This window comes from Thiocystis minor, assembly GCF_016653465.1.
Classification (GTDB): Bacteria; Pseudomonadota; Gammaproteobacteria; order Chromatiales; family Chromatiaceae; genus Chromatium; species Chromatium minus.
This window is the reverse complement of sequence record NZ_NHSQ01000033.1, coordinates 1-25410: the sequence shown is the minus strand read 5'-3', so window position 1 is coordinate 25410 and position 25410 is coordinate 1. Positions and strand designations below refer to the sequence as shown.

General features: G+C 63.2%; 23 protein-coding genes. 12 read left to right on the top strand and 11 right to left on the bottom strand.

The features are described from left to right. Nucleotides 1-3 precede the first annotated feature (3 nt). The 4 genes from CCR95_RS02710 to soxZ all read left to right on the top strand — a co-directional run bounded on the left by CCR95_RS02710 (nucleotide 4) and on the right by soxZ (nucleotide 4018). Nucleotides 4-1263 carry a vWA domain-containing protein gene (locus tag CCR95_RS02710; RefSeq protein ID WP_201091623.1) on the top strand — a complete coding sequence of 420 codons (1260 nt, stop codon included), beginning with the start codon at nucleotides 4-6 and terminating at the stop codon, nucleotides 1261-1263. 143 nt (nucleotides 1264-1406) lie between these two features. Beyond that, a complete protein-coding gene (locus tag CCR95_RS02705; RefSeq protein ID WP_201091621.1) occupies nucleotides 1407-2903 on the top strand; it encodes a M48 family metalloprotease in 1497 nt (498 codons plus the stop codon). A gap of 272 nt (nucleotides 2904-3175) precedes the next feature. Further along, nucleotides 3176-3643 carry a thiosulfate oxidation carrier protein SoxY gene (gene soxY, locus CCR95_RS02700; protein ID WP_201091619.1) on the top strand — a complete coding sequence of 156 codons (468 nt, stop codon included), beginning with the start codon at nucleotides 3176-3178 and terminating at the stop codon, nucleotides 3641-3643. Between the two features lie 60 nt (nucleotides 3644-3703). Continuing rightward, the gene (soxZ, locus tag CCR95_RS02695; RefSeq protein ID WP_201091617.1) at nucleotides 3704-4018 is read left to right on the top strand and encodes a thiosulfate oxidation carrier complex protein SoxZ; all 315 of its coding nucleotides are present in this window, start codon (nucleotides 3704-3706) and stop codon (nucleotides 4016-4018) included. Between the two features lie 158 nt (nucleotides 4019-4176). On the opposite strand, the gene CCR95_RS02690 is transcribed toward soxZ, so the two are convergent. After that, nucleotides 4177-5184 carry a lysophospholipid acyltransferase family protein gene (locus tag CCR95_RS02690; RefSeq protein ID WP_338115333.1) on the bottom strand — a complete coding sequence of 336 codons (1008 nt, stop codon included), beginning with the start codon at nucleotides 5182-5184 and terminating at the stop codon, nucleotides 4177-4179. A 99-nt stretch (nucleotides 5185-5283) separates the two neighbouring features. On the opposite strand from CCR95_RS02690, the gene CCR95_RS02685 reads away from it, so the two are divergent. Further along, nucleotides 5284-5712: a rhodanese-like domain-containing protein gene (locus tag CCR95_RS02685; RefSeq protein ID WP_014779431.1), complete on the top strand. Its 429-nt coding sequence runs from the start codon at nucleotides 5284-5286 to the stop codon at nucleotides 5710-5712. 79 nt (nucleotides 5713-5791) lie between these two features. Here CCR95_RS02685 and CCR95_RS02680 read toward each other — a convergent pair whose 3' ends face one another. The 4 genes from CCR95_RS02680 to CCR95_RS02665 form a co-directional block, all read right to left on the bottom strand. Further along, nucleotides 5792-6352, bottom strand: a complete 561-nt coding sequence (locus CCR95_RS02680) for an iron-sulfur cluster co-chaperone HscB C-terminal domain-containing protein (RefSeq protein WP_201091614.1) — start codon at nucleotides 6350-6352, stop codon at nucleotides 5792-5794. Nucleotides 6353-6400: 48 nt separating this feature from the next. Beyond that, nucleotides 6401-6883 (bottom strand): Fe-S cluster assembly transcriptional regulator IscR, encoded by a 483-nt coding sequence (iscR, locus tag CCR95_RS02675; RefSeq protein ID WP_201091613.1) that lies wholly within the window; start codon nucleotides 6881-6883, stop codon nucleotides 6401-6403. A gap of 63 nt (nucleotides 6884-6946) precedes the next feature. Next, entirely contained in the window at nucleotides 6947-7744 is a 798-nt protein-coding gene (gene cysE, locus CCR95_RS02670) for a serine O-acetyltransferase (RefSeq protein ID WP_201091612.1), read from the bottom strand. Further along, nucleotides 7729-8544: an RNA methyltransferase gene (locus CCR95_RS02665; protein ID WP_242523017.1), complete on the bottom strand. Its 816-nt coding sequence runs from the start codon at nucleotides 8542-8544 to the stop codon at nucleotides 7729-7731. Before CCR95_RS02665 ends, cysE begins: the two co-directional genes overlap by 16 nt. An 88-nt stretch (nucleotides 8545-8632) precedes the next feature. Between CCR95_RS02665 and CCR95_RS02660 the strand changes: the two genes are divergently transcribed. Then, complete coding sequence (locus CCR95_RS02660) at nucleotides 8633-9430, top strand: inositol monophosphatase family protein (protein WP_201091611.1); 798 nt, start codon at nucleotides 8633-8635, stop codon at nucleotides 9428-9430. An 86-nt stretch (nucleotides 9431-9516) separates the two neighbouring features. On the opposite strand, the gene CCR95_RS02655 is transcribed toward CCR95_RS02660, so the two are convergent. From CCR95_RS02655 to ampD, 4 genes are all read right to left on the bottom strand, one after another. Next, nucleotides 9517-11343: a methyl-accepting chemotaxis protein gene (locus CCR95_RS02655; RefSeq protein WP_201091610.1), complete on the bottom strand. Its 1827-nt coding sequence runs from the start codon at nucleotides 11341-11343 to the stop codon at nucleotides 9517-9519. A gap of 12 nt (nucleotides 11344-11355) precedes the next feature. Continuing rightward, the gene (locus tag CCR95_RS02650) at nucleotides 11356-12282 is read right to left on the bottom strand and encodes an NADH-quinone oxidoreductase subunit B family protein (protein WP_201091608.1); all 927 of its coding nucleotides are present in this window, start codon (nucleotides 12280-12282) and stop codon (nucleotides 11356-11358) included. A gap of 17 nt (nucleotides 12283-12299) precedes the next feature. Next, nucleotides 12300-13850: a nickel-dependent hydrogenase large subunit gene (locus CCR95_RS02645; protein ID WP_201091606.1), complete on the bottom strand. Its 1551-nt coding sequence runs from the start codon at nucleotides 13848-13850 to the stop codon at nucleotides 12300-12302. A gap of 324 nt (nucleotides 13851-14174) precedes the next feature. Beyond that, nucleotides 14175-14774 (bottom strand): 1,6-anhydro-N-acetylmuramyl-L-alanine amidase AmpD, encoded by a 600-nt coding sequence (gene ampD, locus CCR95_RS02640; RefSeq protein ID WP_201091604.1) that lies wholly within the window; start codon nucleotides 14772-14774, stop codon nucleotides 14175-14177. Between the two features lie 63 nt (nucleotides 14775-14837). On the opposite strand from ampD, the gene nadC reads away from it, so the two are divergent. The 5 genes from nadC (at nucleotide 14838) to CCR95_RS02615 (ending at nucleotide 22696) form a co-directional block, all read left to right on the top strand. After that, nucleotides 14838-15713, top strand: coding sequence for a carboxylating nicotinate-nucleotide diphosphorylase (gene nadC / locus CCR95_RS02635; protein ID WP_242523016.1), 876 nt, complete (start codon nucleotides 14838-14840; stop codon nucleotides 15711-15713). 5 nt (nucleotides 15714-15718) lie between these two features. After that, nucleotides 15719-18844, top strand: a complete 3126-nt coding sequence (locus CCR95_RS02630) for a response regulator (protein ID WP_201091600.1) — start codon at nucleotides 15719-15721, stop codon at nucleotides 18842-18844. 337 nt (nucleotides 18845-19181) lie between these two features. After that, nucleotides 19182-20492, top strand: a complete 1311-nt coding sequence (gene egtB, locus CCR95_RS02625; RefSeq protein WP_201091594.1) for an ergothioneine biosynthesis protein EgtB — start codon at nucleotides 19182-19184, stop codon at nucleotides 20490-20492. Then, nucleotides 20489-21547, top strand: a complete 1059-nt coding sequence (egtD, locus tag CCR95_RS02620) for an L-histidine N(alpha)-methyltransferase (RefSeq protein ID WP_201091593.1) — start codon at nucleotides 20489-20491, stop codon at nucleotides 21545-21547. The genes egtB and egtD overlap by 4 nt, the downstream gene beginning before the upstream one ends. Before the next feature lie 108 nt (nucleotides 21548-21655). Continuing rightward, nucleotides 21656-22696 (top strand): NADP(H)-dependent aldo-keto reductase, encoded by a 1041-nt coding sequence (locus tag CCR95_RS02615; protein WP_201091591.1) that lies wholly within the window; start codon nucleotides 21656-21658, stop codon nucleotides 22694-22696. Nucleotides 22697-23616: 920 nt separating this feature from the next. Here the strand turns inward: CCR95_RS02615 and CCR95_RS02610 are convergent. Both CCR95_RS02610 and CCR95_RS02605 read right to left on the bottom strand, forming a co-directional pair. After that, nucleotides 23617-23928 carry a glycosyltransferase family A protein gene (locus tag CCR95_RS02610; RefSeq protein ID WP_201091586.1) on the bottom strand — a complete coding sequence of 104 codons (312 nt, stop codon included), beginning with the start codon at nucleotides 23926-23928 and terminating at the stop codon, nucleotides 23617-23619. Further along, nucleotides 23918-24991, bottom strand: a complete 1074-nt coding sequence (locus tag CCR95_RS02605; RefSeq protein ID WP_201091637.1) for a hypothetical protein — start codon at nucleotides 24989-24991, stop codon at nucleotides 23918-23920. Before CCR95_RS02605 ends, CCR95_RS02610 begins: the two co-directional genes overlap by 11 nt. A 129-nt stretch (nucleotides 24992-25120) precedes the next feature. On the opposite strand from CCR95_RS02605, the gene CCR95_RS02600 reads away from it, so the two are divergent. After that, nucleotides 25121-25410: hypothetical protein (locus CCR95_RS02600; RefSeq protein ID WP_201091585.1), on the top strand; the 290-nt coding region annotated here is incomplete at its 3' end.

Here is a 25410-nt window from a genome sequence, read left to right as displayed (position 1 = left end):
CTCATGGCCCTCCATCCCACGGCGATCGAGACCAAACTGGCCGCGGCACGCACTCGGCTGATCCTGGACAAGCCCTTTCTGGGCGCGCTGGTGCTGCGTCTGCCTCTGCGCGCGGCCAGTGACGACTGGTGCCCGACCACCGCCACCGATGCCCGTGCCTTCTATTACAACCCCGACTATATCCAGTCTTTGAGCCTGGATCAGACCCAGTTCATGCTGGCGCACGAGGCGCTGCATTGCGCGCTCTCGCATTTCGCGCGGCGTGAGCATCGCGTCAGGCATCGCTGGGATCTGGCCTGCGACCATGCGATCAATCCGCTTCTGATCGACGACGGACTCACGCCCCCGCCCAACGCCTTGTCGCTGTCGCAGTTCAAGGGGCTGACCGCCGAGGAAATCTATCCGCTGCTCGATGAGCAGGACGATTCTGAGACCCTGGATACTCACGCCTACGACCGAGATAACCGGCGCGGCGGCAGTCAGTCTGGGATGACCGAGCCGGATCTCGACCGGCGCGAGCGTCCGCGGACTCCGCCAAATAGTGGCGGGGAAGGCGAGGGGAGGGTAGGGAATGGCGATGCGGACGACCAGGCCAGTCGCGCGGCGGCCGCGCCCGCTCCGTTGACCCCGGACGAGCGGGAAACGCTCGCGGTCCAGTGGCAGCAGCGTCTGGCCGGCGCGGCCCAGCAGGCGCTACAAGCGGGCAAGCTCGGCGGCGAGCTGGCGCGTCTGATCGATCATCTGCTCCAGCCCCGGCTGCCGTGGCGCATGCTGCTGGCGCGCTATCTGTCCGCCGTCTCGCGCGACGATTACAGTTATCAGCGGCCCTCCCGCCGCGAGGGCGATTTCATCCTGCCCAGTCTGCGGGGTCATCAACTCGATCTGGTGGTTGCGATCGATACCTCTGGCTCCATCAAGGATGCCGAACTGGACGAATTCATCGGAGAAATCGACGCGCTGAAGGGGCAGGTGCGGGCACGCGTGACCTTGCTGCCGTGCGATGCCAGTCTCTGCGAGGGTGCGCCCTTTCGCTACGAACCCTGGGAGGAATTTCGGCGCCCGGAAAAGATCGCCGGCGGCGGCGGGACCAGCTTTCTGCCGGTTTTCCAGTGGCTCGACCAGACTGGAGTACGGCCCGATCTGCTGGTGTATTTCACCGATGCCAATGGCCCGTTTCCGGCGCTGGAGCCGCCTTTCCCCGTCATCTGGCTGGTGAAGGGACGCGCCAGGGTGCCTTGGGGCCAGCGGATTCAGCTCAATTAAACCGCGTCCGGTGTGGTCTGCACCGTTATACGCCGGGTTCGACTGTGTGAGAATTAACGGGCGTCGGTGCTGACGCGGTTTAAGTCTTTTTCTTTAATCCGGGAACTCTGGGACAGATCGTCAACTCCCATGCAGCTATGTTCATGACCTCGTTCACGTTCCTATTCAGACGACTCCTGGTCGCGACCGGCGTATTCGCCCTGGTCTGCGTCAGCCAGGCATCCGCTCAATCCTTCGATCTCCCCGATCTCGGGAATTCCTCCGACGCCATGATGAGCACGGGCGCCGAGGTGCGTCTTGGCCGGGCCTTCATGCGCAGCGTGCGCGCGGCCCTGCCGGTGCTGGACGATCCGATCCTGACCAGCTATCTCGAATCGCTGGGAAACGATCTGGTCGCCGCGGATCGGCACGCCACTGGCGATTTCACCTTTTTCCTCATCGACGAGCCGGTGGTGAACGCCTTCGCCGGTCCCGGAGGCTATATCGGCGTTTACGCGGGCCTGATTCTGGCCGCCGAAACCGAGAGCGAACTGGCCGCGGTCATCGCCCATGAAATCGCCCATGTCACCCAGCGTCATCTGATGCGCGGCTTCGAGGATCAGCAGAAGATCTCCATTCCCGCCACGGCCCTGCTGGTCGCCGCCGCCATCCTCGGGGCGCAGGTGTCCTCGGATGCCGGGATGGCCGCGATCATGGGCATTCAGGCCGCCGCCATCCAGCGCCAGATCAATTTCACCCGCGACAATGAGAACGAGGCCGACCGTCTCGGCATCGCCACCCTGGCGCATGCCGGTCACGATCCTCACGCCATGGCCGGGTTCTTTGGGCGTCTCGCCAGATCGAGCCGACTCTACGAGAACCACGCGCCGGAGTTTTTGCGCACCCATCCGGTCAACAGCAACCGCATCGCCGACGCGCTTGCGCGCGCCGACGAGTTCGGCGCGCGCCAACGCCCGGACAGTCTGCGTTTTCAACTCGCACGCGCGAATCTGCGCGAACGCTCCTATGCGCGCGCGGAGCAGTCCGTGGCGCACTTTCGCGACACCCTGCGCGAGGGGCGTCATCGCAACGAGACTGCCGAACGCTATGGCTATGCGCTGGCCTTGGAGCGCGCGCGCGATGTTGCCGGCGCCCAGGCCGAGACCGCGAAGCTGCTTGCCGCCCATCCCAGTCTGGCCGAGTTCATCGTGCTGGATGCCCGGCTCGATCTGCAACGGGGTCAAACCGAACGCGCGCTCAATCACCTGAAGCAGGCGAGCGGTCTTTACTCCGACAGTTGGCCGCTGCGCATTGCCTATGCCGAGGCGCTGATTTCCAGCGGCAAGCCGGCTCGGGCGCTGGACGAACTCATCGCGGTCGAGCGGCTGCGTCCGGGCAATGCCATGCTCTACGCGCTGCTCGAACAGGCCGCGATGAAGGCCGGCAACAAGGCCGCCACCCATCGCTTCCGCGCCGAGAAGCTCTATGCCGAGGGCGACATCGAACCCGCGATCCGCCAGCTTGAGATTGCCTTGCGTCAACGCGATATGGCCTATCATGACGCGGCACGGATCCAGGCCCGGCTGGACCTCTGGAAGGAAGAGGAACGCGAGCGGAAGCGGCGTGAAAAAGGTTTGCTCGGGGAGCGCGACAAATCGTGAACGAAGGCTAACGTCAGCACGCCGACAGGCGGGTTGGCGGCAGTTTCAAGACTCGGACGACTGCGGTATGCTCGGATCGAGACCGGCTCGTCGGCAAGGATCGCCGGGCATCCTTCCGCGAGATATGCGCGGCCCGGCAGCGCTGCTTCAGCGATGAGATCGGCCTGATGGGAGAACAAGAAATGATCGTCCGGCGGTTGACGCAAACGCTTGGACGAGAGAACGGTTCGTCGAAACTTCCACCAACACCCATGTTCGACAGGAGACAATTGATGATCGACGCAACACGCAGAACCCTGCTGAAAGGCTCTTTGGCCGCTGGATCCGTCGGCGTCGCCGTTGGCCTGCTTTCGCCGCGTCTGGCGCTTGCGGACTGGAACGAGGCGGCCTTTCATGCCAAGGATATTCCGACCGCTCTGACTGGATTGATGGGCAGCGACGCGCCCGAGACCAGCGACCGCATCAAGATCAAGGCGCCGGATATCGCCGAGAACGGTGCCGTGGTTCCGGTGACGGTCGAAACCGATCTGGAGGGCGTGACCTCGATCGCCATCATCGCCTCCAAAAATCAGACCCCACTGATCGCGTCTTTCGACTTCAGCGGATCTGCCATTCCGTTCGTCTCCACCCGCATCAAAATGGCCGAGACCGCCGATGTGGTCGCCGTGGTGAAGGTGGGGGATAAGCTTTATCAGAATGCCAAGAGCGTCAAAGTCACCATTGGCGGTTGCGGCGGCTAGCCCTGATCCAGCATAGATCCTCCAATCCACCCACCGAGCCCCAAACCGAGGTTATCGACCATGTCCGATATCAAGATCCGCGCCACCTTGAGCGGCGAAGAAACCACCGTCAAGTGCCTGATGAGTCATCCCATGGAAACCGGACTGCGCAAGGACAGTAAGACCGGCGAACTGGTCCCGGCCCATTTCATCGAGGAAGTCGTCTGCAAATACAAGGACGAGGTCATCATGACCGCGAACTGGAGCGGCGGCGTGTCCAAGAACCCCTATCTCTCCTTCAAGTTCAAGGGCGGCGCGGCGGGCGATCCGATCACGGTTACCTGGAAGGACAACAAGGGCGAGACCCAGAGCGCATCCGACCAGATCAAGGGGTAAATCTACAAGAGCGCTTGAACCGCTGAGAACACAAAGAACGCAAATAATTTCAATGTCTTGCATCGATGACGACATTCACCCAAGGGGTAAATGTCGTGCGCATTGCAAACCATTGTTTTTCCGCGTCTTTTGCGCCTTTGCGGTTCAAAATGCCAGATTTAGGATGACGGACGCGGTCGAATCCGCTCCGCCTGCCGGAAGACATGGACGTCGTCCAGCGCGCCCGTATAGATTTTGGGCGCCCCCTCCGGTCGGCGACGAAAGCGCTTATAGGGCCACAGATACTGTTCCGGGCAGGTCATCACGCATTGTTCGATCCCGCGATTGAGCGCGGTCGCGGCTTGAAGGTCGTCCTCGCTGTCGATCCCCTCGGGCGCCCGGATGCAGTGGATCCGAAATCCGCCGTCCTCCATTAGACGCTCGGCGAACAGGAAAATCACGGGCGTGCCCGTGCGCCGCGCGAGTCGATTGACCAGCAGCATGGTAAAAGCAGGAATCCCGAAAAAGGGCGCGAAGATTGCTCCCTTATCCGCCTTTGGCTCCTGATCCGGCAGGATCCCCACGGCGTCGCCGCGCTCCAGCGCCTGGACCAGAACACGGATACCCCTGGCCGTGATGGGGGCCAGTTCGGCGCCGCTGCGACCGCGCGAGGTGCGGATCAGGTCGTCGAGATATTTCTGTGGTTTGTAGAAAATCGCAGTCGGCCCCTGGGCGGCCAGATAGAGCCCGGCGAGTTCCCAGGCGCCGAGGTGCGGCGACAGGACGATCAAACCCTTGCCCTGCTCGCGCTGGAGCAACTCCGCGCCCCGAACCTCGCGCACCAGCGAGAGTGCCTGTTGGACGGGGCGCAGCCAGAGATAGCCAATCTCGAAATAGGTTTTGCCAAACTCCTTGAGATTGCGGTCGCGTAGCTTGATCTGTTGCTTGCGGCTCAAATCCGGTAGGCACAGCGCGATATTCATGAGCGCATTGCGGCGCTGTCGATTGGGCCACCGGGTCGCCAAGTAGCCCGCGACCGCGCCCAGGCGATGGATCAGGGAGAGGGGCAGACGCGACATCAGGCGTATGAGTGCGCGCGCGAAGCCATCCTTGACCGCGACACCGAATGGGCGCCGACTTTTTATCGATTTGTCTGTCAAAAGCAGTACCTCAACGAGAGCGCCCACTCAGGTCGCCAATGATCGTGGGATGGCCGAACAGAAAACTTCGTTCAGACGATGTCCGGGATAACAACAATAACCACCAAATGAGAGAAGGCGATGCCAATGAGCGACGATCACCCGAAGAGTCTGACGCCCCAAGAGGCGTTGGAGATGCTCGAAACCCATCCCCAGGTCGTCCTGGTCGATATTCGTTCTTCCATGGAGTTTCTATTTGTCGGTCACCCGAAGGGCGCCGTGCATGTCGCCTGGATCGATGAGCCGGATTGGGTCGTCAACCCACACTTCGTCACCGAGATCCGTCAGCTTCTGCTCGGCGGCGCGGCCTGTGAAACCAGCGATTCCTGTGCGCCCGTCATCCTCATCTGTCGCAGCGGCAAACGCTCGCTCGATGCCGGAAAGGCGCTCATCCGCGATGGACTGAAATCGGTCTATCATGTCGACGAGGGGTTCGAGGGCGATCTGGACGAGCACCATCACCGCAGCAGCCTCGGCGGCTGGCGGTTCCATGGGCTGCCCTGGGAGCAATGCTAAACCGCGTCCACGGCGGCGTGGATCCTTGCCGAACAGGATCGAGTACCCTTATGCTCAACTCTGTGCGTTCGGCGCCGCTTTATTCGTCACGGATGCCCAATTCATCAAGCCATGCCTCGGCATCGCGTCGGCAAGTGTCGAGTAACTGTAGCTGCCGCGCGATTTCGCGCGCGCTGGACAGATTTTGGGGGGATGGATTGGCGAACAGACTCTGGAGATCCTTGTCCAGTGCGGCGCTTTGCTCGGTCAGTTGGGTCAATACCTCCGCGACCGCCGTGGCTGGATCGGAGCGATGGGTCGCCTCGACCAGGCGTTCGCTCAGCTCCATCTGCTCCATCCGGAGTGCGCCATTGCGGACCTGAAGCGTCTCGGGGGTCTGTTCGCCCGGCTGGCCGGCAGAGTAAAGGCCGAACAGATATTCGGCCCGGGACAGCGGATCCAGCAGGGTGCGGTAGGCGTCCTCGATCCGGGCGATCAAGTGGTCGGGTGCGTTGGTTTCGCACCGCGCGCCAGGTTCGCCAGGCGGTGTCTCCGCGATTCTGGCCAATGCGCGATAGCGATCCGCCAACAGTCGTGCATCGACCGTGTAGCCGAGCGGCAGATCGAAGATCTCGAAATAATTCTTTGGCAACTCACGCACGGCTGTTGGATCGAGGTTCGCGAGCGGTTTTTGGTCGACCGATGACGCTCAGGCGCGCACGCCAATCCGCTGAATTCCGAGCTTCACGTCAACCGCGGCGCAGGTGGTCGGCGGGCGTTCGCCCAACTCGTCGCGCTGATCCACCAATTGCTGAAGACTGATTTTATTTAGATGTTCGTAAATTCTATCGCTCAGATCATGCCAGAGATCATGCGTCAGGCAGGGGCCGTTATTCTGACAGTTGTGCGCGCCGCCGCAGCGCGTGGTGTCCACGCTTTCATCCACCGCGGCAATCACCTCGGCGACATGAATCTCCGCTGGCGAGCGGGCCAGATTGTAGCCGCCGCCCGGACCGCGCACGCTGCTCACGAGCGCGCTTTTGCGCAACTTGGCGAAGAGTTGCTCAAGATAAGAAAGAGAAATCCCCTGGCGGTGGGCGATATCGGCTAGCGCGATCGGCCCCTTCCCCTGATGGATGGCCAGATCCAGCATGGCGGTCACGGCATAGCGGCCTTTGGTCGTCAGTCTCACGTGAAATCGACTCCTGCAACAAGAACTTCAAACCATCATACGTTACCCGAGCAGAACGATCAATTAAGCCATACTCTCATTAGGGTCGCGCGGACGAGGAAGGTCGGCATCGGTCGCCGGGTCGATTTCCATCGCATCCAGGTCCGCGTCATGTTCGAAACGGGGCATGATGCCACGGGTTTCGAGCGCCATGGACATGGCCTCCATGCGCCGGTCCATGTGATGGATATGATCGAGCATCCGGTTGATGGCATTGGCGACCGGGTCGGGCGCGTCGCGGGTGGCGCCATAGGCATCGAAGCCGATGCGCTTGGCGGTATCGGCCCGGCGTTGCGCGGTGGCGTCCTTGGCTGGCTCGATGACGCGGCCCGGCACGCCCACCGCGGTTGCGCCGGGCGGAACCGATTTGACCACCACCGCATTGGAGCCGATCCGGGCGCCATCGCCGATCTCGATCGGCCCCAGCACCTTGGCCCCCGCGCCCACCACCACATCGCACCCCAGGGTCGGATGACGCTTGCCTTTCTGCCAGGTGGTTCCGCCCAAGGTCACGCCGTGATAGAGCGTGCAGTCGTCGCCGATCACCGCCGTCTCGCCGATCACCACGCCCATGCCGTGATCGATGAAAAAGCGCCGTCCGATCACCGCGCCCGGATGGATTTCGATGCCGGTGAAGAGGCGTGCGAGATTCGATAGGAAGCGCGCGAACCACTTGAGATCGCTCCGCCAGAGCCGATGCGCGAGTCGGTGCGCCATGACCGCGTGCAAACCAGGATAAATGGTAAAGACTTCAAAGCTGGTGCGCGCCGCCGGATCGCGCTCGAAAACGCAGGCGATGTCTTCTTTCAGTCGCTTGAACATGTGGTCCCTTGAACCTCCATCGCGGAACTCGAAGCGGTGTCCATCTCTTGTTCGGTACGTCCTTGCATCCCCTTCATCTTGCGCCCTTGAGCCGCGCTCAAGATACCCCGCAGGATATTCATCTCGACACGATCCGGACGCGCCCGATTGAACAGCCGCCGCAGTCGTCGCATCAGCTTGTGCGATTGCGCGGGATCGCCAAAGCCGATCGCCAGCAGCGTTTCGGCCAGGTGACCATGAAAGCTTTCCATCTCGTCCGCCGTCGCCAGATCGCGCGGCGGATCGAGGAGCCGCTCGCCGCGTTCTTCGCGCGCCACGCGGCGAATTTCGTAGGCCAGCACCTGCGCCGCCGCCGCCAGATTCAGCGAGCTGAAGTCTGGATTGGTCGGGATATGCACCAGCGCATGACAGCGCGCCAGTTCCACGTTGGAAAGCCCCGAACTCTCGCGCCCGAAGACCAGGGCTACCTCGCCCTCGGCCGCCTCGTCGAGCAGTTGCCGCGCGCACGCCGATGGCTCCAGCAGCGGCCATTCGATGGTGCGCAGACGGGCGCTCGCGCCGATGACCAGACGACAGCCGGTCAGCGCGTCGGGCAGGCACGCATGGAGACCGGCCCGCTCCAGCAGATCGTCCGCGCCCGAGGCACGCGCCAGCGCCTCCGCGTCCGGCGCGTGCTTGGGCGCCACCAGTTCCAGGCGCGACAGACCCATGGTCTTCATCGCTCGCGCCACGGCGCCGATGTTGCCGGTATGGGTCGTCTCGACCAGCACGAAACGGATGCGCGCCAGCGATGCGGTCATTTGGTCTATCATGTCGGGCTAAATCTTCAGAAAATCGCGCTGTAGTGTCCGTCCATGATACAGCGACTGCCCGGATATCCCGCAAACCATGCACCCAAGTCTTAACATTGCCATCCGCGCCGCCCGTAGTGCCGGCCGTCTGATCATGCGTTACTCGGATCGGCTCGAACAGATCCAGGTCGAGTCGAAAAGCCGCAACGATTTCGTCAGCGATGTCGATCGCGCCGCCGAGGCGGCAATCGTCCAGGAACTGCGCAACCGTTTTCCCGGCCACGCCATCCTCGCCGAGGAGAGCGGCGAGCAGGGCAGCGGCGACTTCCAGTGGATTATCGACCCGCTGGACGGCACCACCAATTATCTGCACGGTTTCCCGCAATTCTCGATCTCGATCGCGCTCAAGCACAAGGGCCAGCTCGAATGCGGCGTCGTCTACGATCCCACGCGCGAGGAACTCTTTACCGCCGCGCGCGGGCAGGGCGCTCAGCTCAACGACCGCAAGCTGCGCGTCGCCACCCGCCCGTCGCTCGAAGGCGCGCTGATCGGCACCGGCTTCCCCTTCCGCGATCAGCGCCACATCGACGCCTATCTCGGCATGTTCAAGGCCATGACCCTGGAGACCGCCGGACTGCGCCGCCCCGGCTCGGCGGCTCTGGATCTCGCCTATGTCGCCGCCGGGCGCACCGATGGATTTTGGGAAATTGGCCTTTCGCCCTGGGACTGCGCCGCTGGTGCGCTGCTGATCCTGGAGGCCGGCGGCGCCGTCACCGACTTCGGCGGCGGCACCCGCTTCCTCGACACCGGCAACCTGATCGCCGGCAATCTCAAGGTCCACCGTGCCATGCTCGATCTGCTGACGCCCTTCATGACGGAGCAGTTACGGGCTTGAGCAGCTTGTCCACGCACGAATCTTTGCTTTACTCACCAGCGCGCCCCAAGGTGGCGTGGGTAAGCTGTCCTGCTGACGGGGCATCGTCACCTCGTGTTTTTGGCTTCCTCGCCGGTGCGGAACTTGGATGTCTCTTCGGCTACTCCGCTCACCGCCTGGCGCACGCTGCGGGCCAGTTCGGCCAAGTCGATGCTGATCGCGTGCGTATCGGCGGCGGCGGCGCTGGTGTCGTCGATGTGGCGAACGATCTCGCCGGTGACCTCGTGCTGCTGATCGGTGGCCGCCTGCATGTTGGCGAAGGCGTCGGCAAGCGCGCGGAGACGTTCGGCGGCGTCCGCCAGTTCCCGTTCGCCTTGAGCGGAGACCGTGGAGACCTGCCGCATGACCCCGATGGTCTCGTGCATGATCGATTCGGCGCTCTCGATTTCATCGCTGAAGGAGGCGAGCGACCGGTCGATGCTTTGTGTCAGCTCGGCGGTCTTGCCGGCGAGGGCGCGGACCTCGTCGGCCACGACGGCAAATCCCCGCCCGGACTCGCCGGCGCGCGCGGCTTCGATGGCGGCGTTCAACGCCAGCAGATTGGTCTGACCGGCGATCCGCTTGATCTGGTCGAGCAGGTCGAGAATGCCCCGCGAGTTGGCGGAAACGGCCGCCATTTTGCCGTCGAATGCCTGCACGCTGTGCATGGCATCCTCGCTCAGCCGACGGTTGTCGCTGGAGATGCGCTGGCCCGCGTCGACGCTTTGCTCGACCCCGCCGAGGCTGGCGCGTACCTCTTCCACCGAGGTTTCGACGTGGCGGGCGGACTCGCGCAGCCGTTTTGCGCCGAGCGTGATCTGGTCAAGCGTGTTGGTAATCCGCGCACTGTTGTCGAGCAGCCCTTCGCTGCGTTGCAACAGTTGGCCGGCGTTGCTCTCCAGGGGCGCCATGCGATCCTTGATCGCGATCACGATGGTTTGGACCTTGTCGATAAAGCCGTTGAAGATCCAGGCGATCTGGCCCATTTCGTCCTGCCGTCCAGGCGCCAGGCGGCGCGTCAGATCGCCCTCGCCCTGGGTCAGATCGGTTAGGTTGGTCCGCAGTCGTGCGAGCGGTTTGAACACCAGGGCGCGAAAGATCAGCATCAGGATCAGGATCGTGGGGACCAGCACGCCGAGGATGGCGCCGGTCATGCCGAACAGGGTTTCATTGCGCTGGTCGGTAAAAGGGTTGAGATCCATGCGCACGCGCAGATAACCGCCATCCTCGCCTTCGCGCCAGTGGGTATGACAGACCACGCAGTCGCTCTCCACCGGAAGGGCATAGTAGAAATCCAGGAAGCCCTCACCGTTGACCGTCAGTCGGCGGGTCGTCGGATCGAACGGGGCCTGCTCGTCCAGAACATAGTGACAGTCCGCGCAGGAGTCAGTGCCGTAGGTCTGGATGTGCTGGCGCGAGGCCGGCGTGTCGACGGCATCGCGCAGATCCCAATCCTCGCGCTGGAACCGCCCCTTGCTCTCGCGGTAGGGTTTTTCGTTGATCTCGTTGACGAGCCGACCCTGCTCGTGGACGAACGGCAGACCGACGCTGACCACGCCGGAGCGATAGACCATCTGCCGGAAGCGCGCGAAGAGCGCTACGTCGATCACCCCGTCGAGTTGGGTAAAGTCATCGATGGCGCGCTGAAAACTCTGGCGCTGTCCCTTGTTGATGGATTCGCGGGTGCTCTGGATCAGGGTGCCAAGCAGGCGCTCGCCAGTGTGTTCGGCACGCTCGCGCGACTGCGCCTCCAGATAAACCCAGGCCACCGCGAGCACCACGGAGGCGACCAGCACCACGCCCAGGAAGAGCGCGATCAGGGTGCGAAACAGGATCGAGTGGCCAAATGCCACCCGGTCCGCAACGGAGGACATCGGATCAGTCAGCTTCGACATCGGCGCGGATTCTCAGACCTCGAACTCGTGCAGGATGGCCCGCCGGTCGCCATGGGCGTGCAGCATGATCTGGCGCGGAAAGCGCTCGCTGGCGCAGCCCACGCAGGGATGACCAGCGCGGATACAGGTATTGGTGTTGTGATTATGCCCAAAGCGCATGCAGTCGTTGCGCGTGACCGGCCCCTGGCAGCCGAGCTTGAGCAGACAGCCCTCGTCGCCAATGCGTTCGGCATAGTGTCGTTCTTGAAAGTCGGCGTAGTAGATGCAGCGTTCATGGATCGTGTGTTTGAAGAAGCGCAGCGGGCGGGCCAGCGCGTCCAGCTCGGGCAGACGTCCCAGCTTGATCTGGTGCAGCAGGGTATAGACCAGATGCTCCGGCTTCATGGGACAGTTGGGCAGAGCCACCAGCGGTTTTTCGATACCCTTGTGGCGGATGAATTCAAGCAGGGTCATGGAGCCGGCGAGGGTGCCGTTCATGCGCGGGATGCCGCCCAGCGCGGCGCAGGTGCCGGCGGCCACGAGCATTCCGGCGCGTGGCGCCAACCGTTCCACCCACTCGGTCATCGGCCGCTCGGCCATCATGCAGGCGTGGGGCAGGGTGACGGGGATGCCGCCTTCCAGCACCAGGATGAAGCCCTGCTCCTCGCTGGCCATGCGGTCGAGGATGCGCACCGCCTGCTCGCCGGTCGCGAGCGATAGGTCGGGGTGGAAGACCAGATCGACGATTTCGGTCAGGATCTCCACCACCGACACCTGTTCGATGTCGAGAAAGGCGGTGGAACAGCCGGAACAGGAGGTGCCGTGCAGCCACAGCACCCGGGGCCGGTTGACGGCGGTGGGCGCGGCCAGCAGTTCCTCGAAGCTGAAAAAAGACGAGGCGCCGGCGGCGACGATCACCTGCCACAGACGCTGGATGAACTCACGACGGCTCGGATTCATGTGGGCGGTTTCCAGGCTCAGTGGACGGAACAGGCGATACAGGGGTCGGTGGAACGGACGATGCGAGTCAGCTCGATCGGGTTTTCGGGATCCGCGATGCGGGTACCGATCAGCATCCGTTCCACGGCCCCCGGCTTGCCGCTGGCGTCGCGCGGGGAGATATTCCAGGTCGTGGGGACGATCAGTTCGTAATTACTGATATAACCCTGATCGTCGGTCTCGATCCAGTGCGCCAGCGCGCCACGGGTCGCCTCGGTCAGGCCCACGCCACGGGCGTTGCGTGGCACCGCCCGTTCCACGAAACCGAGCCGGTCGGGCTCCAGTTCCTCGATGTCGCGTTCCACCCGCTCCAGGATCAGCAGTGCGTTGATCAGGCGGGAGAGATGGCGCCCCATGACCGAGTTGTAGTCCGCCAGGGTCACGCCCACCGCCCCGTTGAATTGATTGACCATCGCCGTCAGCGCCGGATTGGTCCCGGCGTGATAGGTATTCACCACCCGCGCGACCGGCCCCACCTCCATCACCTCGCCGCCGTAGCGCGGCGCGCGCGACCAACTGTACTTGCCGTCGGGCTTCTCCCGCTCGGCCTGAAATTGGTTCCAGTCGATCGGCGTGAGCGTGCGGCTGCTCAGCGGTTTCAGGTCGCGGTCGGGCTGGTCCGAATAGAAGGAGCGAACGCTGTCCTCGGTGATCCGGTTCAGATCGAGCGGTCGGTACTGGCCGGCGATGGTCGCGCCACCGGCAAAGGCGTGATGCTCGCCGTTCGCGTCCGGTAGGAAGGGATAGGAGAGCAGGTTGCCATGACCCTTGCCTTCCTTGAAATAGCCGGGGAAGGCTTGGGCGACCGCCACCAGGTCATCCTGGAACGGGCCACGGATGAAGGCGGCGGCAGCCTTAAGCCAGGTGCGAAATTGGGCAATGTTTTCCAGGGTCGGGATGGTGGTCACGCCGCCCGCCTCGATGCTGACCGGATGCGGGGCCTTGGCTCCGAACAGCGCCACCATCCGGTGCAGGCTGGCCATCACCGGCAGCGCCTCCAGATAATGGCGGACGGCGCTCAGGTTCAGTGTCTGGTCGCGGCAGTAGGCGGCCTCGTAGCGGGGCAGGAAGGGACTGGCGGGAAAGACCTTGGCGCTAGCGATCTCGCGCGTCACCCAGTCGCGCAGACCAAGCAGCGCGGTGTCCCGGCCCTGATAGCCAAGCACGGCGGTGATGTCGATGAAGTCGAGCGCGCAGAGGGTATAAAAATGCAGGAGATAGTCTTGCAGGTGGTAAGTGCCGACGATGAGGTTACGCAGTCGCTGGCCATTGGCGTTGGGCTTGAGGCCCATGGCGTCCTCCAGCGCGAGCGCGGCAGCCTCGGCGTGACCATAGGGACAGACTCCGCAGACCCGTTGCGTGACCTGCTGCGCTACCCGCGCGTCATGGCCGATCAGCGCCTTTTCGATCCCGCGGAACATGTCTGCCGTGCAGTGGGCATCGGTGACCACCTGGTCTTCAAGGCGGGTGACGAAACGTAGATGACCCTCGATGCGGGTCATGGGGTCAACGACGATCTGATTGGTCATGGGCTCTCATGCGCGGTGTTGGGTTGCCTCTCAACACCGTTGGGCGGGGAGTGGCTGCGGCGATTCAACTGGGTACAGGCCGCGTCCTCCGCTCGATCCATGATCGCCGGGCCATTTGCAAGTCCAATCCTTATCGACAGATGACATTATTAAGCACGCATTCCACTGCTGCATTGACTTGAAGCGGCATTCCTCGCTTTCGTCGACATCGGGTTCGCCGGTGGTTTATAGCGACTTTCGCCGCTTCACGCGCAGCGGCCTGTGGCAGCGCATCAGCGGCGCAAGGCTAGGCGGCACAAACGTCTCACGGCGCTGCGGACGCGGTTAGTCGTCGAGGTCGGCGCCGGAGATCAGCGCGCGATAACGGCGCCAATCGAAGGCTGGGCCAGGGTCGGTCTTGCGTCCGGGCGCGATGTCGCTGTGTCCGGCGATGCGTGCGGGCGTGATGGCTGGATAGCGGGCCTGAAGGTGTCGCGTGCAGGTGGCGAGCATTCGGTATTGCGCCTCGGTGAACGCGATCCCGTCAGACCCTTCCAGTTCGACCCCGATCGAATAGTCGTTGCAGCGCTCGCGCTCCTGAAAGCAGGAGACGCCGGCGTGCCACGCCCGGCGCTCGCAGGGCACGTACTGGATCAGAGCGCCATCGCGGCGGATCAGCAGATGCGCGGAGACACGAATCTCCGCGATGGCGGCGAAATAGGGATGGGCAGACGGATCGAGCCGGTTCAGAAATAAATCGTCGATCCAGTGTCCAGCGAATTCGCCCGGCGGCAGACTGATGTTGTGGATCACGAGCAGGTCGATCGGAATACCGGGCGGACGCGCGTCATGATTCGGCGAGGGGTGGCGCCGGGCGCCCTGGAGCCAGCCTTCGGCGTCGATCCCCGAGGTGCCGGCGCGGGCCGGATTGGCGTATTCTGTCATGCGCGATTCCGAGCCTCTGCTTCCGAGTACCATGTCATGGAACATCCATCGTCAGATCCAATCATGCCGAACCGAACCGATTTCCACCACCACCTGCCTGATCGCTCGGTCATCGAGGCCCAGATCGACGCCGTCCTGGCCGAGGACGTGGGCGCGGGCGACCTGACCGCCGCCCTGTTGCCGGCGGAGCAGCGCGCGCGGGCCGAGCTGATCACGCGCGAGTCCGCGACGCTATGCGGTTGCGCTTGGTTCGAGACGGTGTTTCGGCGGCTGGATCCGGCGAGCGTCATCCGCTGGGAAGCGAGCGATGGCGAGCGCGTCGTGCCCGGACAACGCCTGTGCGTGCTGGAGGGCAGCGCCCGCGCCCTGCTCACCGGGGAGCGCACGGCCATGAATTATCTGCAAACCCTCTCCGGCACGGCAACCCGCGCACGCCAATACGCCGATGCGGTGGACGGGCTGCCGGCGCGCGTGCTGGATACGCGCAAGACCCTGCCGGGGCTGCGTCTCCAGCAGAAATACGCCGTGGTGTGCGGTGGCTGTCACAATCATCGCATCGGTCTGTTCGACGCCATTCTGATCAAGGAGAACCATATACTGGCGGCCGGTTCGATCCGCGCCGCGCTGGAGGCCGCCCGCGCGCTGAACGCCGGTGTCGGGATCGAGATCGAAGTGGAGTCGATCGCCGAACTGGAGCAGGCGTTGAGCGCCGGCGCGGAGCTGATTCTGCTCGATAATTTCACGTTGGATGAACTGCGCCGCGCGGTTGCCATCAATGCCGGGCGCACCCAACTGGAAGCCTCTGGCGGTATCGACCTCAAGACCATCCGTCCGATCGCCGAGACCGGTGTCGATCGCATCTCGGTCGGGGCACTGACCAAGGACGTCAGGGCGGTGGATCTGTCGATGCGGTTTGGATCCGTTCAACAGGGTTGCTGATCTCGATGCGTCATGCCGCCGCGGCGTTCGGCCAGACTTCCAGTCCCCATCCCGCGGCGTCAGGCGGTCAATGGGTGCCGCCGGGTCCAGGGCGTTCTCGTGGAGCCACGGCGTCATCCTCCCGCAAAATTCAAAAGGGACTGATTTCGGTTTATGTCGGCTCCTTTATCGTCTTCATCGTCCTGACCGGATCGCTGCTTGGCTATTTCCTGATTCAAACGCGCCAGCAAACCGAACGCGCGGTCAACGCGGCTTGCGCCAACGAGGCCAACATCGTCGCCGCCAAGATCGAGTCCACCCTGCGCAGGATCGATGCCACGACCGCGCTGATTGCCGCAACCCTTCGCGAAGACCTCCCGAGCGACCGCCGAGACGATGCGCGGCGGGCCCGCATCAATGGCGAATTGCGGGCGCTGGCCAGCAATTTCCCCGAGTTGGGGGGCTATCGCGTCTTCGATGCCGAGGGTGCGCTGATCTTTACCAGCGATGCGAACAGCCAGCGCCTGAACATCGCCGACCGGGACTTTTTCCTGGCCAGCCGGGACTCGCCCACGTCGAAGCTGCGGTTTTCCGAGGCACTCATCAGCAAGCAACGTGGTACCCCGATCCTGGTGGCGTATCGCGCCCTGTCGAGCGAGGCCGGCGATTTACGCGGACTGATCGTCGCCACCATCGATCTGGACTATTTTGCCAGGCTGTTCTCGGGAATCGAGGTGGGCGCGCAGGGCATGGTGAGCGTCCGGCGCAGCGACGACAGTCGGCTGGTCGTGCGCTGGCCGATCGTCGCGTCCCAGGCCAACAATTCGGCCGCGCAAACGCCGCCCTATCGGCGGATCCAGGCCGGCGAACGGCAGGGCGTCATCCGCTACATCGGCAAGACCGACGGCCTCGACCGGATCTTTGCCTTCCGCCAGATCGACGACTTTCCATTCTATGTGCTGGTCGGTCGCGCCGTTGAGGAGCAGTTTCTTGCCTGGCGGAATACCGCGGTCATTTCGACCCTGCTGACGCTGTGCGGTCTGCTGCTGATCGGCTTTGCGCTCGCCCGGGTCAGCCAGGGCGAGAAGATCCTGCGCCGGAGCGAACAGCGTTTCCGCGACCTGGCCTTCACCCTTGGCGACTGGATCTGGGAAGTCGATCTCGATGACCGCTATACCTACGTCTCGGCACAGGTCAAGGCGACGCTTGGCTATGCGCCGGACGTCCTGCTGGGTCGCACGCCGTTCGAGTTCATGTCGGCGGACGAAGCGGCGCGGGTGAGCGGCCTGTTTCGGCAACTGAAAGCGCGACGCGCACCGCTTCGGGATCTGGAAACACGTTGTCTGCACCAGGATGGCAGCGAACGCATCCTGCTGGTCAGCGGCGTGCCGATTCTGTCCGCGACCGGCGAACTCCTTGGCTACCGTGGCTCCGGCCGGGACACGACCGAGCAAAAGCGGCTGGCCGACGAACTGTCGCGCTACCAGCATCAACTGGAAGACATGGTGAGTCGCCGCACCGCCGAACTGGAGGCCGCCAATCTTCGGCTGGCCGAGGCCACGCAAAGCGCGCAGACCGCCAGTGATGCCAAAAGCCTGTTCCTCGCCAACATGAGCCACGAAATCCGCACGCCTCTCAACGGCGTGCTCGGTCTCGCGCAGATCGGCTACCGCGAGAGCGCCGATGCGGTGAAGTATCGTCAATACTTCGCACAGATCATCGACTCGGGCAAGTTACTGCTCGGTATCGTCAACGATATCCTCGACTTTTCCAAGATCGAGGCCGGCAAGCTGGCCGTCGAGTCCATGCCCTTCGTCCCCCGGCGCATCCTCGATTCGGCCCTCGCCGTGATCGCGGAGCGCGCCGCCGCCAAGGGGCTGACCCTGACTGCCCGAGTCGCCGCCGATCTTCCCGATGCCTGTCTCGGCGACTCCCACCGATTGACGCAGATCCTGCTCAACTTGCTCTCGAATGCCGTCAAATTTACCGATCGCGGAAGCATCGTCCTGGACGCGAGCCGGGACGGCGAGACGCTGGCGTTCGCCGTCATCGATACCGGTATCGGTATGACTCCCGAGCAGGTCGAGCGACTGTTCACGCCCTTCGAGCAGGCCGATTCCAGCACCACCCGCAAGTACGGCGGCACCGGTCTTGGCCTCTCGATCAGCAAGCGTCTGGCGGCACTCATGGGGGGCGAGATTCGCATCGAAAGCACGCCGGGGAGCGGATCCTGCTTCGTCATCCGGTTACCTTACCTCGCCGCTGACATGCCGTTGGATTCCACCCCATCCGACGACTGGCTCGCGCCGCGAATCCAGCCCAGGCTGGCCGGTCTGCGCATCCTCGCGGCCGAGGACAACGCGGTGAATCAACTGGTGCTGCAGGATCTGCTCTGCCTCGAAGGGGCGGCGCTGACGCTGGTCGGCGATGGCCGGCAGGCAGTCGAGGCGGTCGCGCGCCAGCGCGAGGCTTTCGATGTGGTCTTGATGGACGTGCAGATGCCGGAGATGGACGGGCTGGAGGCGACGCGCCGCATCGCGGCCATGGCGCCCGACTTGCCGGTCATCGGCCAGACCGCGCACGTCCTGCTCGCGGACCATGAACAATGCCGACTCGCCGGCATGGTCGATACGCTCACCAAACCGCTCGACCAGGAAGCGCTGGTGGCGACGATTCTGCACCAGCATCACGCGCGCGGCCGGGACGCTCCCGAGGTCATCGCGGCGTCGGTCGCGCACGTCGAATCCGCTCTGCGCCAGGCGCATCAGGGGTGTCGCATCCTGCTCGCCGAGGATGATCCGATCAACCAGGAGATTGCACTTATCCTGCTGTGCGATGGCCCCGGTCTGCTGGTGGATATCGCCGACAACGGCCGGTCGGCCATCGCAATGGCGCGCGCGAGCGCCTACGACCTGATCCTGATGGACATGCGGATGCCGGTCATGGACGGGCCGGAGGCCACGCTCGCGATCCGCCAATTACCCGGTTATCGGTCGATCCCGATCCTCGCCATGACCGCCAGCGATCTCGCCGAGGATATCCAGCAGTGTCGCGATTCGGGAATGGACGATTATCTCGCCAAACCGGTCGACCCGGTGGTGCTGTATCGGACCTTGCTGAAATGGCTGCCGCAAGCAAGCGGCGACGCATGACCTCGCTTGCTCCGTCAAAATCGGAATCGGCGCGGCGTGGCGCAATCCCGATGTCGCGGGCGAGTACGCGAGGTCTGTCCGGGGACGCGCAAAGGGTCGTTTGAACCACGGCGCGGGCAACCTTCGCACGGGGCGCGTCGGTCGTCGGGTTCGGCCGGATTGCTGGAAATCATCGAAGTCGACCGCACTCTGCTCGTATCGTCGCCATCATCGGCCGTTAAGCCATGCCGTCGCGTTCCGTTGAGCGTGTCTAGCCGCTCCCGTCCGGGCGGCAGTCCGCAGTCAAGGCGGTGGGCCGCCAGTCAGTCAGTCAATCAGCCATCCGAACGAGGGAATCATGCAGGAAACATCGACAAGCGACGATCACCGGGACGCTGAGCGCGCGCATCGACTCAGGGATTTCCAGCGCATCCGCGCCTTCAGCGAACAACTCTGCGAACCCCTGGTCATCGAGGACTATGGTTTACAGACCGTTGTTGAGGCGAGTCCGCCCAAATGGCATCTGGCGCATGTCTCCTGGTTCTACGAGACCTTCCTGTTACGGCCCTTGCTGCCGGGCTATCGAGTTTTCCATCCGCGTTTCGAGTATCTCTTCAACAGCTATTACGAGCAGACCGGCAGCGGTTTCTGGCCGCGCCACGAGCGCGGTCTGCTGTCCCGACCGACGGTGTCTGAGGTCTACGACTACCGCCAGCATGTCGACGCGGCCATGGCGCGGCTGATCGCCGAATGTCCGTCGACCGACTGGCTGACCGCGGAACCGCGGTTACGGATCGGTCTGAACCACGAGCAGCAGCATCAGGAACTCCTGATCACGGACATCAAGCGGCACTTCGCGCACAATCCATTACGTCCCGCCTATCGCGCGGATTTGCCGCAATCACCGCTCAGGGATCCAGACCCCTTGCGATGGCTGTCCTGCGACGGCGGTCTGGCCGAGATCGGCGCCCCGTCCCGCGCCGGTTCCGAAGGTTTCGCCTACGACAACGAACACCCGCGCCATCGGGTCTTTCTCGAACCCTTCGCGCTCGCGGACCGGCCCGTGACCAATGGCGAGTTCCTGGAGTTCATGACCGATGGCGGCTATGAGCAGACCGCGCTCTGGCTCTCGGACGGCTGGGCGACGGTGCGTCAACACGGCTGGCGCAGCCCGCTCTACTGGGAGCAACAGGATGGCGCCTGGCACCTCATGACCCTCTCCGGAATGCGCCCGCTGAACCCAGCCGAGCCGGTCTGCCATGTCAGCTACTACGAGGCGGATGCCTTCGCGACCTGGGCCGGCAAACGTCTTCCGACCGAGTCCGAATGGGAACGGGTCGCGGTCGACCAGCCCCTGTCCGGCAACTTCGTCGATGCTGGCTGGCTGCATCCGCGTCCGGCCGCGCCAGCCGAGGGCGATGGGCCGCGGCAGCTCTTCGGCGATGTCTGGGAGTGGACCGGCTCCGCCTATCTCCCCTATCCGGGCTATCGCGCGGCACCCGGCGCACTCGGCGAATACAACGGCAAATTCATGTGCAATCAGATGGTCCTGCGCGGCGGTTCCTGCGCCACGTCCGCGGACCATGTCCGAGCCACCTATCGCAATTTTTTCTATCCTCAGGAACGCTGGCAGTTCAAAGGATTTCGACTCGCGGAGAGCAGGTCATGACACAGCACGCGGCGGTCAAACAACCGAGATATCAGGAACTGCATCCTGAAGGGGCAGACACGGGGTCGCAAACCACGGACGCTTCGGGCGGCGCTCAGGGGCGCATCCGTTTCCACGACTATCATCCGACACCCGCCGATGTGCGCGCGGAGGTGCTGGCCGGGCTCGGACAATCGAACAAGCGGCTCCCACCGAAACTCTTTTACGATCAGCCGGGCTCGCGTCTGTTCGATGCCATCACCGAACTGCCCGAATACTATCCGACCAGGACCGAGATCGGCATCCTGCGCGATCATGGCGCCGCGATGGCCGACCGTCTGGGACGCGGCTGCGTGCTGATCGAACTCGGGAGCGGCAGCAGCCTCAAGATCCAGACCCTGTTGGCCGCGCTGCAACCCCGCGTTTATGTCCCCATCGACATTTCCAGAGACCATCTGCGGGAATCCGCGCACGCCCTGGCCGAGCGTTTCCCGACGCTGTCCATTCATGCCGCCTGCGCCGACTATTCGGTTCCCTTGCAACTGCCGCTGGATCCGGGCTGGCGCGATCTGGCCGCGTTTTTCCCCGGATCGAGCATCGGCAATTTCGACCCCGAGGAGGCCCGGCGTTTTCTGGTGCGCATTGCCCAACTGCTCGGAGCGGGGGGGCGGTTACTGGTCGGTGTCGACCTGCGCAAGGATCCGACGATCCTCAACGCTGCCTATAACGATGCTCAGGGGGTGACGGCGGCCTTCAACCTCAATCTGCTGACCCGCATCAATCGCGAACTGGCGGGCGACTTCGATCTGAATGCGTTTGCCCACCGGGCCTTCTTCAACGCCTCCATGAGCCGGATCGAGATGCACTTGGTCAGTCTGGCCGAGCAACGGGTTCAGGTGAGCGGTCAGGACTTCGCGTTTCGGGAAGGCGAAACCATCCACACCGAAAATTCCTATAAATACGGTATCGCCGATTTCCAAAGCCTCGCGCGGGATGCCGGTTTCGAGTCCGAGCAGATCTGGACCGATCCGGGGGAGTTGTTCAGTGTGCACTGTCTGCGCGTGACCGGCGTTTGATGGGAGCGTTGTGACCGCTCCCGGCCGTGATCGCTGCCGCGCGAGCGAATCCGGATCAGGCGCTTGCTCGACATCCATCCATCTTCATCGATCGTCTTGGAGACCGCCATGATACGCAGACCACTTGGTCACTCGGGGATTGAGGTCAGCGCGCTGTGCCTCGGCACCATGACCTTCGGCCAGCAGAATACGGAAGCGGAGGCCCACGCCCAACTGGATCGCGCCCTGGCCGCCGGAATCAATTTCATCGACACGGCCGAAATGTATCCGGTCCCGCCGCTGGCCGAGACCCAGGGGCTCACGGAGCAATATATCGGCACCTGGCTCAAGGCCCGCCGCTGCCGCGAGCGGGTCGTTCTGGCGACCAAGGTCGCGGGTCCGGGGGACTGGCTGCCGCATCTCCGCGGCGGTCGCAACCGGCTCGACCGCGTCAATATTGAGACCGCGCTGGATGCCAGCCTGCAACGACTGCAAACCGACTGGATTGATCTCTATCAACTGCACTGGCCCGATCGCGAGACCAATTATTTCGGCAAGCTCGGCTACTCGCCCGCCGCCAGCGATCACAGTGTCCCCCTACTGGAGACGCTCCAGGTACTCGCCGACCTGGTCAAGGCCGGCAAGATCCGCCACATCGGCCTGTCCAACGAGACTCCCTGGGGCCTGATGCGCTTCCTGGCGCTCGCCGATCAGCACAATCTGCCACGCATGGTGAGCATTCAGAACCCTTACAGTCTGCTCAATCGCACTTTTGAGATCGGACTCGCGGAGATCGCCATCCGCGAGTCATGCGGATTGCTGGCGTATTCGCCCCTGGCCTTCGGTGTGCTGTCGGGTAAATATCTGCATGGGCAGCGTCCGGCGTCCGGTCGCATCACGCTGTTCGAGCGTTTCAGCCGCTACTCCAACCCCGAGGCCGAATGCGCGACCGCCGAGTATGTCGCGCTGGCCCGTCGCCACGGTCTGGACCCGGCCCAGATGGCCCTGGCCTGGGTGACCAGCCGTCCCTTCACCACCTCCAACATCATCGGGGCGACCACGCTGGAACAATTGGAAAGCGATCTTGCCAGCATCGATCTGGTGCTGGACGAGGCGGTGATCGCCGGGATCGAGTCGATTCATACCAGTCAGCCGAATCCGGCGCCCTGAACTCTATTGTAAGCAGGCCAATCTCTATCGACGAAGATGCAGAAGACTCCCAACTCTGCATGTAGTTCTACTTTGTTACCTTCAAAAAATCTTTAAGTGTTTAAATTTTATGATAATAAACAAAAATACACATAAACAATAGGGTTCTAGTGGCGCGTTGAGCGCCTATAATCACCCATAAACCGCCAACATCTATCTTCAATAGGGGCATAGTAAATGAAGATTTATTGCGCCTAATAAAAAATAACTTAAAATTCATTAATTTATGCGACAGTCAAAGTTAACAAAGTAGAAGTAGGGAGCAGGTGGTGAAACTGCAGCAGTGGGGGAGGTGCCCGGCACCTGGCGTGCCAACCTGCTCGGCGACGATCTCGACGTCCATCAGCCGTTTTGCGAGTAGGTGCTCGCGCAGGGCTGCGACTTCTTGTTCGTGGGCTTGTCGCCGTCCCACTCCCAGCTCGATGAATGAATGGGTGGAGGATGTCACCCGCACCGGTGAGGTGCCGACCCGCGTGAAAACACGCTGGACGGGCGCCGAGCGCCTCGCCGACACGTATCGCTGGTCCATGACAGGCCCTTGCGCGATGGCCAGCAGGCGCTGCACGTCGGCTGGTGCTCGACCCACGTTACCGTGCGGTGCGCCAACACCTGCCGTCGCGGCGCACCTTCTTCGGAGACGTGACTCAGGACCGATCGGGAGTTGCGGTTCTGCCAGTAGCCCCAGGCGTGACGGCGCCAGCGCTCCGGCATCAGGCCGGAGTAAAGCAGCAGACAGCGGAGGAGCGAATGGAACGTCTTGGCCGCGCGCCCCCGCGCGATGCGACGGTGATCCGTAGCATAGACTACCAGCTCGCGCCGGTAGCGGGCGGGAACTCCAACGGCCTTGATACGCCAGGCCAGCTCCGAGTCTTCGTTGCAGTTCAGGCGCCTGTCGAAGCCGCCGACGGCGAGCAGCGCCTTGCGCGGCAGCAGCAGATTGGAACCAGAGGCGGCGGGATTCCGCAGGTTTGGCAGAGCGACTGACCGAGCGCGAAACCTCGGTAGTAGGCCCGATAGCGATCACGGGACAGCTTGGGGCCGTAATCGACCGTGGTTTCATGAAGGCGAGCCAGCGCGACGAAATAGTCCGGGGCGAACACGACGTCGGCATCGGAGAAGAGCAGCCAGTCAGTCCTGACGACCTCGGCGCCCCGCTGTCGCGCCTCGGTGACGTTTCCGGGCTCACGCAGCACCAGCGTCCGCGCGGGGGGGGCGCAGTCGCTCGATCAACGCTGGAGTCTCGTCCCGACTCGCATCCACGACGACGAGTTGCAACTCTGCCGGGATCGAGCGCAGAAAGGCGGCGATATTGCTCGCCTCATCGCGGGTCGCGAGAACCAGGGTGATGTCGGAGAGCTGCATCTCAGGTCTCCTGGCGGCGCAGCGCCGCCTATGGAATCCCCGCCGCCTGTTTGAAGTAGCGCTCCAGCTCGACCCCGTAGTCGATCGCCCGGTCTTGCCTTCGATGAGGAGGCTCGCCGACTCCGTCGAGCCGATCTTGTCGATCGTCAGCCGGATCGGCTTGCCGTCGAGGCGGTTGCGCGCCGGATCGGCCATGAAACGGCGCGCCGCCTCCTCCAGCCAATCCTGTTTCTCCGAATTGAGATCGCCGAAAGTTGAAGAGCTTCTCGGCCGCGGAGACCGAGACCGCTCCGACCAGGGCCAAGAGGCCACAGAGCAGCAGTCGGGGCAGTCGCTCAAGGCGAAGCGGTCAACTTCGTGGATGGGGCTGCTCAAGTTCGGCACCGTCAGTCTCGACGGGACCAAGCCTGTCCTGAGCGAAGCCGAAGAGATCAAAGCCAACGCGAGCAAGCACAAGGCGCTGAGCCCGAAGCCCGGCGCTCCAGGTTGCTTGCCCGCTTTGCGTTTTGGCTTGGGCTGCTCGGCGCCAGTCGGATCGCGCTCTGATGCGTCCGCATCGGCGGTTTCGGGCGAATCCTCTGAGGACGTCATCGTCTCGTCCCGCACCTCCTCGTCCTCCGCCGGGGTGGTCGCGTCGGCATCCGTCGCGTCGATCCCATCCTCATCCCCCGCCGACGGGCGCTCCCAGGGCGCACGGCTGCCGGGCGGACGGGAACTGTTGTTCGGGTTCTGCCGCAACCGTTCGCGCGCTTCTTTCAGATCGTCCAACAGCCGTCGCGACAGATCACGCAACCGATCCTCGTCCAAGGTCCGGAGGTAGGCTTCATCAAGCTGGCTGAGGCTGTCATCGCGGATTGACCAATCTATTCCCTGGAATTGGTTAGAAAATCCCATTACCGATTCTCGGTCGGTAATGTAAACTCTATTTTTCAACGTCCTCCCATTCGTAATGAATGTTCTTCACGGTAGCCGCCGAGTATGCTTAACCGCTCCTGAATTCGACGGATCAAGAAACTGCGACCTATGCTATCGACGCCAATGGCCATCTTTAATTTTAACGGAGACCCAACGGAATATAATTCGATCTGCGGCAGTACGTCGCAGTATCTGAAGACAACTTACTACTTTGGCGGCCAGTTCGATGGAACGGATGTCTTTTTCTTCAACAAAGACGATGCCATTAACGCCATCCCATTACACACAACTTTCCGTGTCCGGCATCTCCCTGGCCTATTTGATCCCGGCGGCGAAGTCCATGATGCGCTGCATGCCCAGCCAGATCGTCTTCAAACCGGGCTCGCCATCGCCCTTGC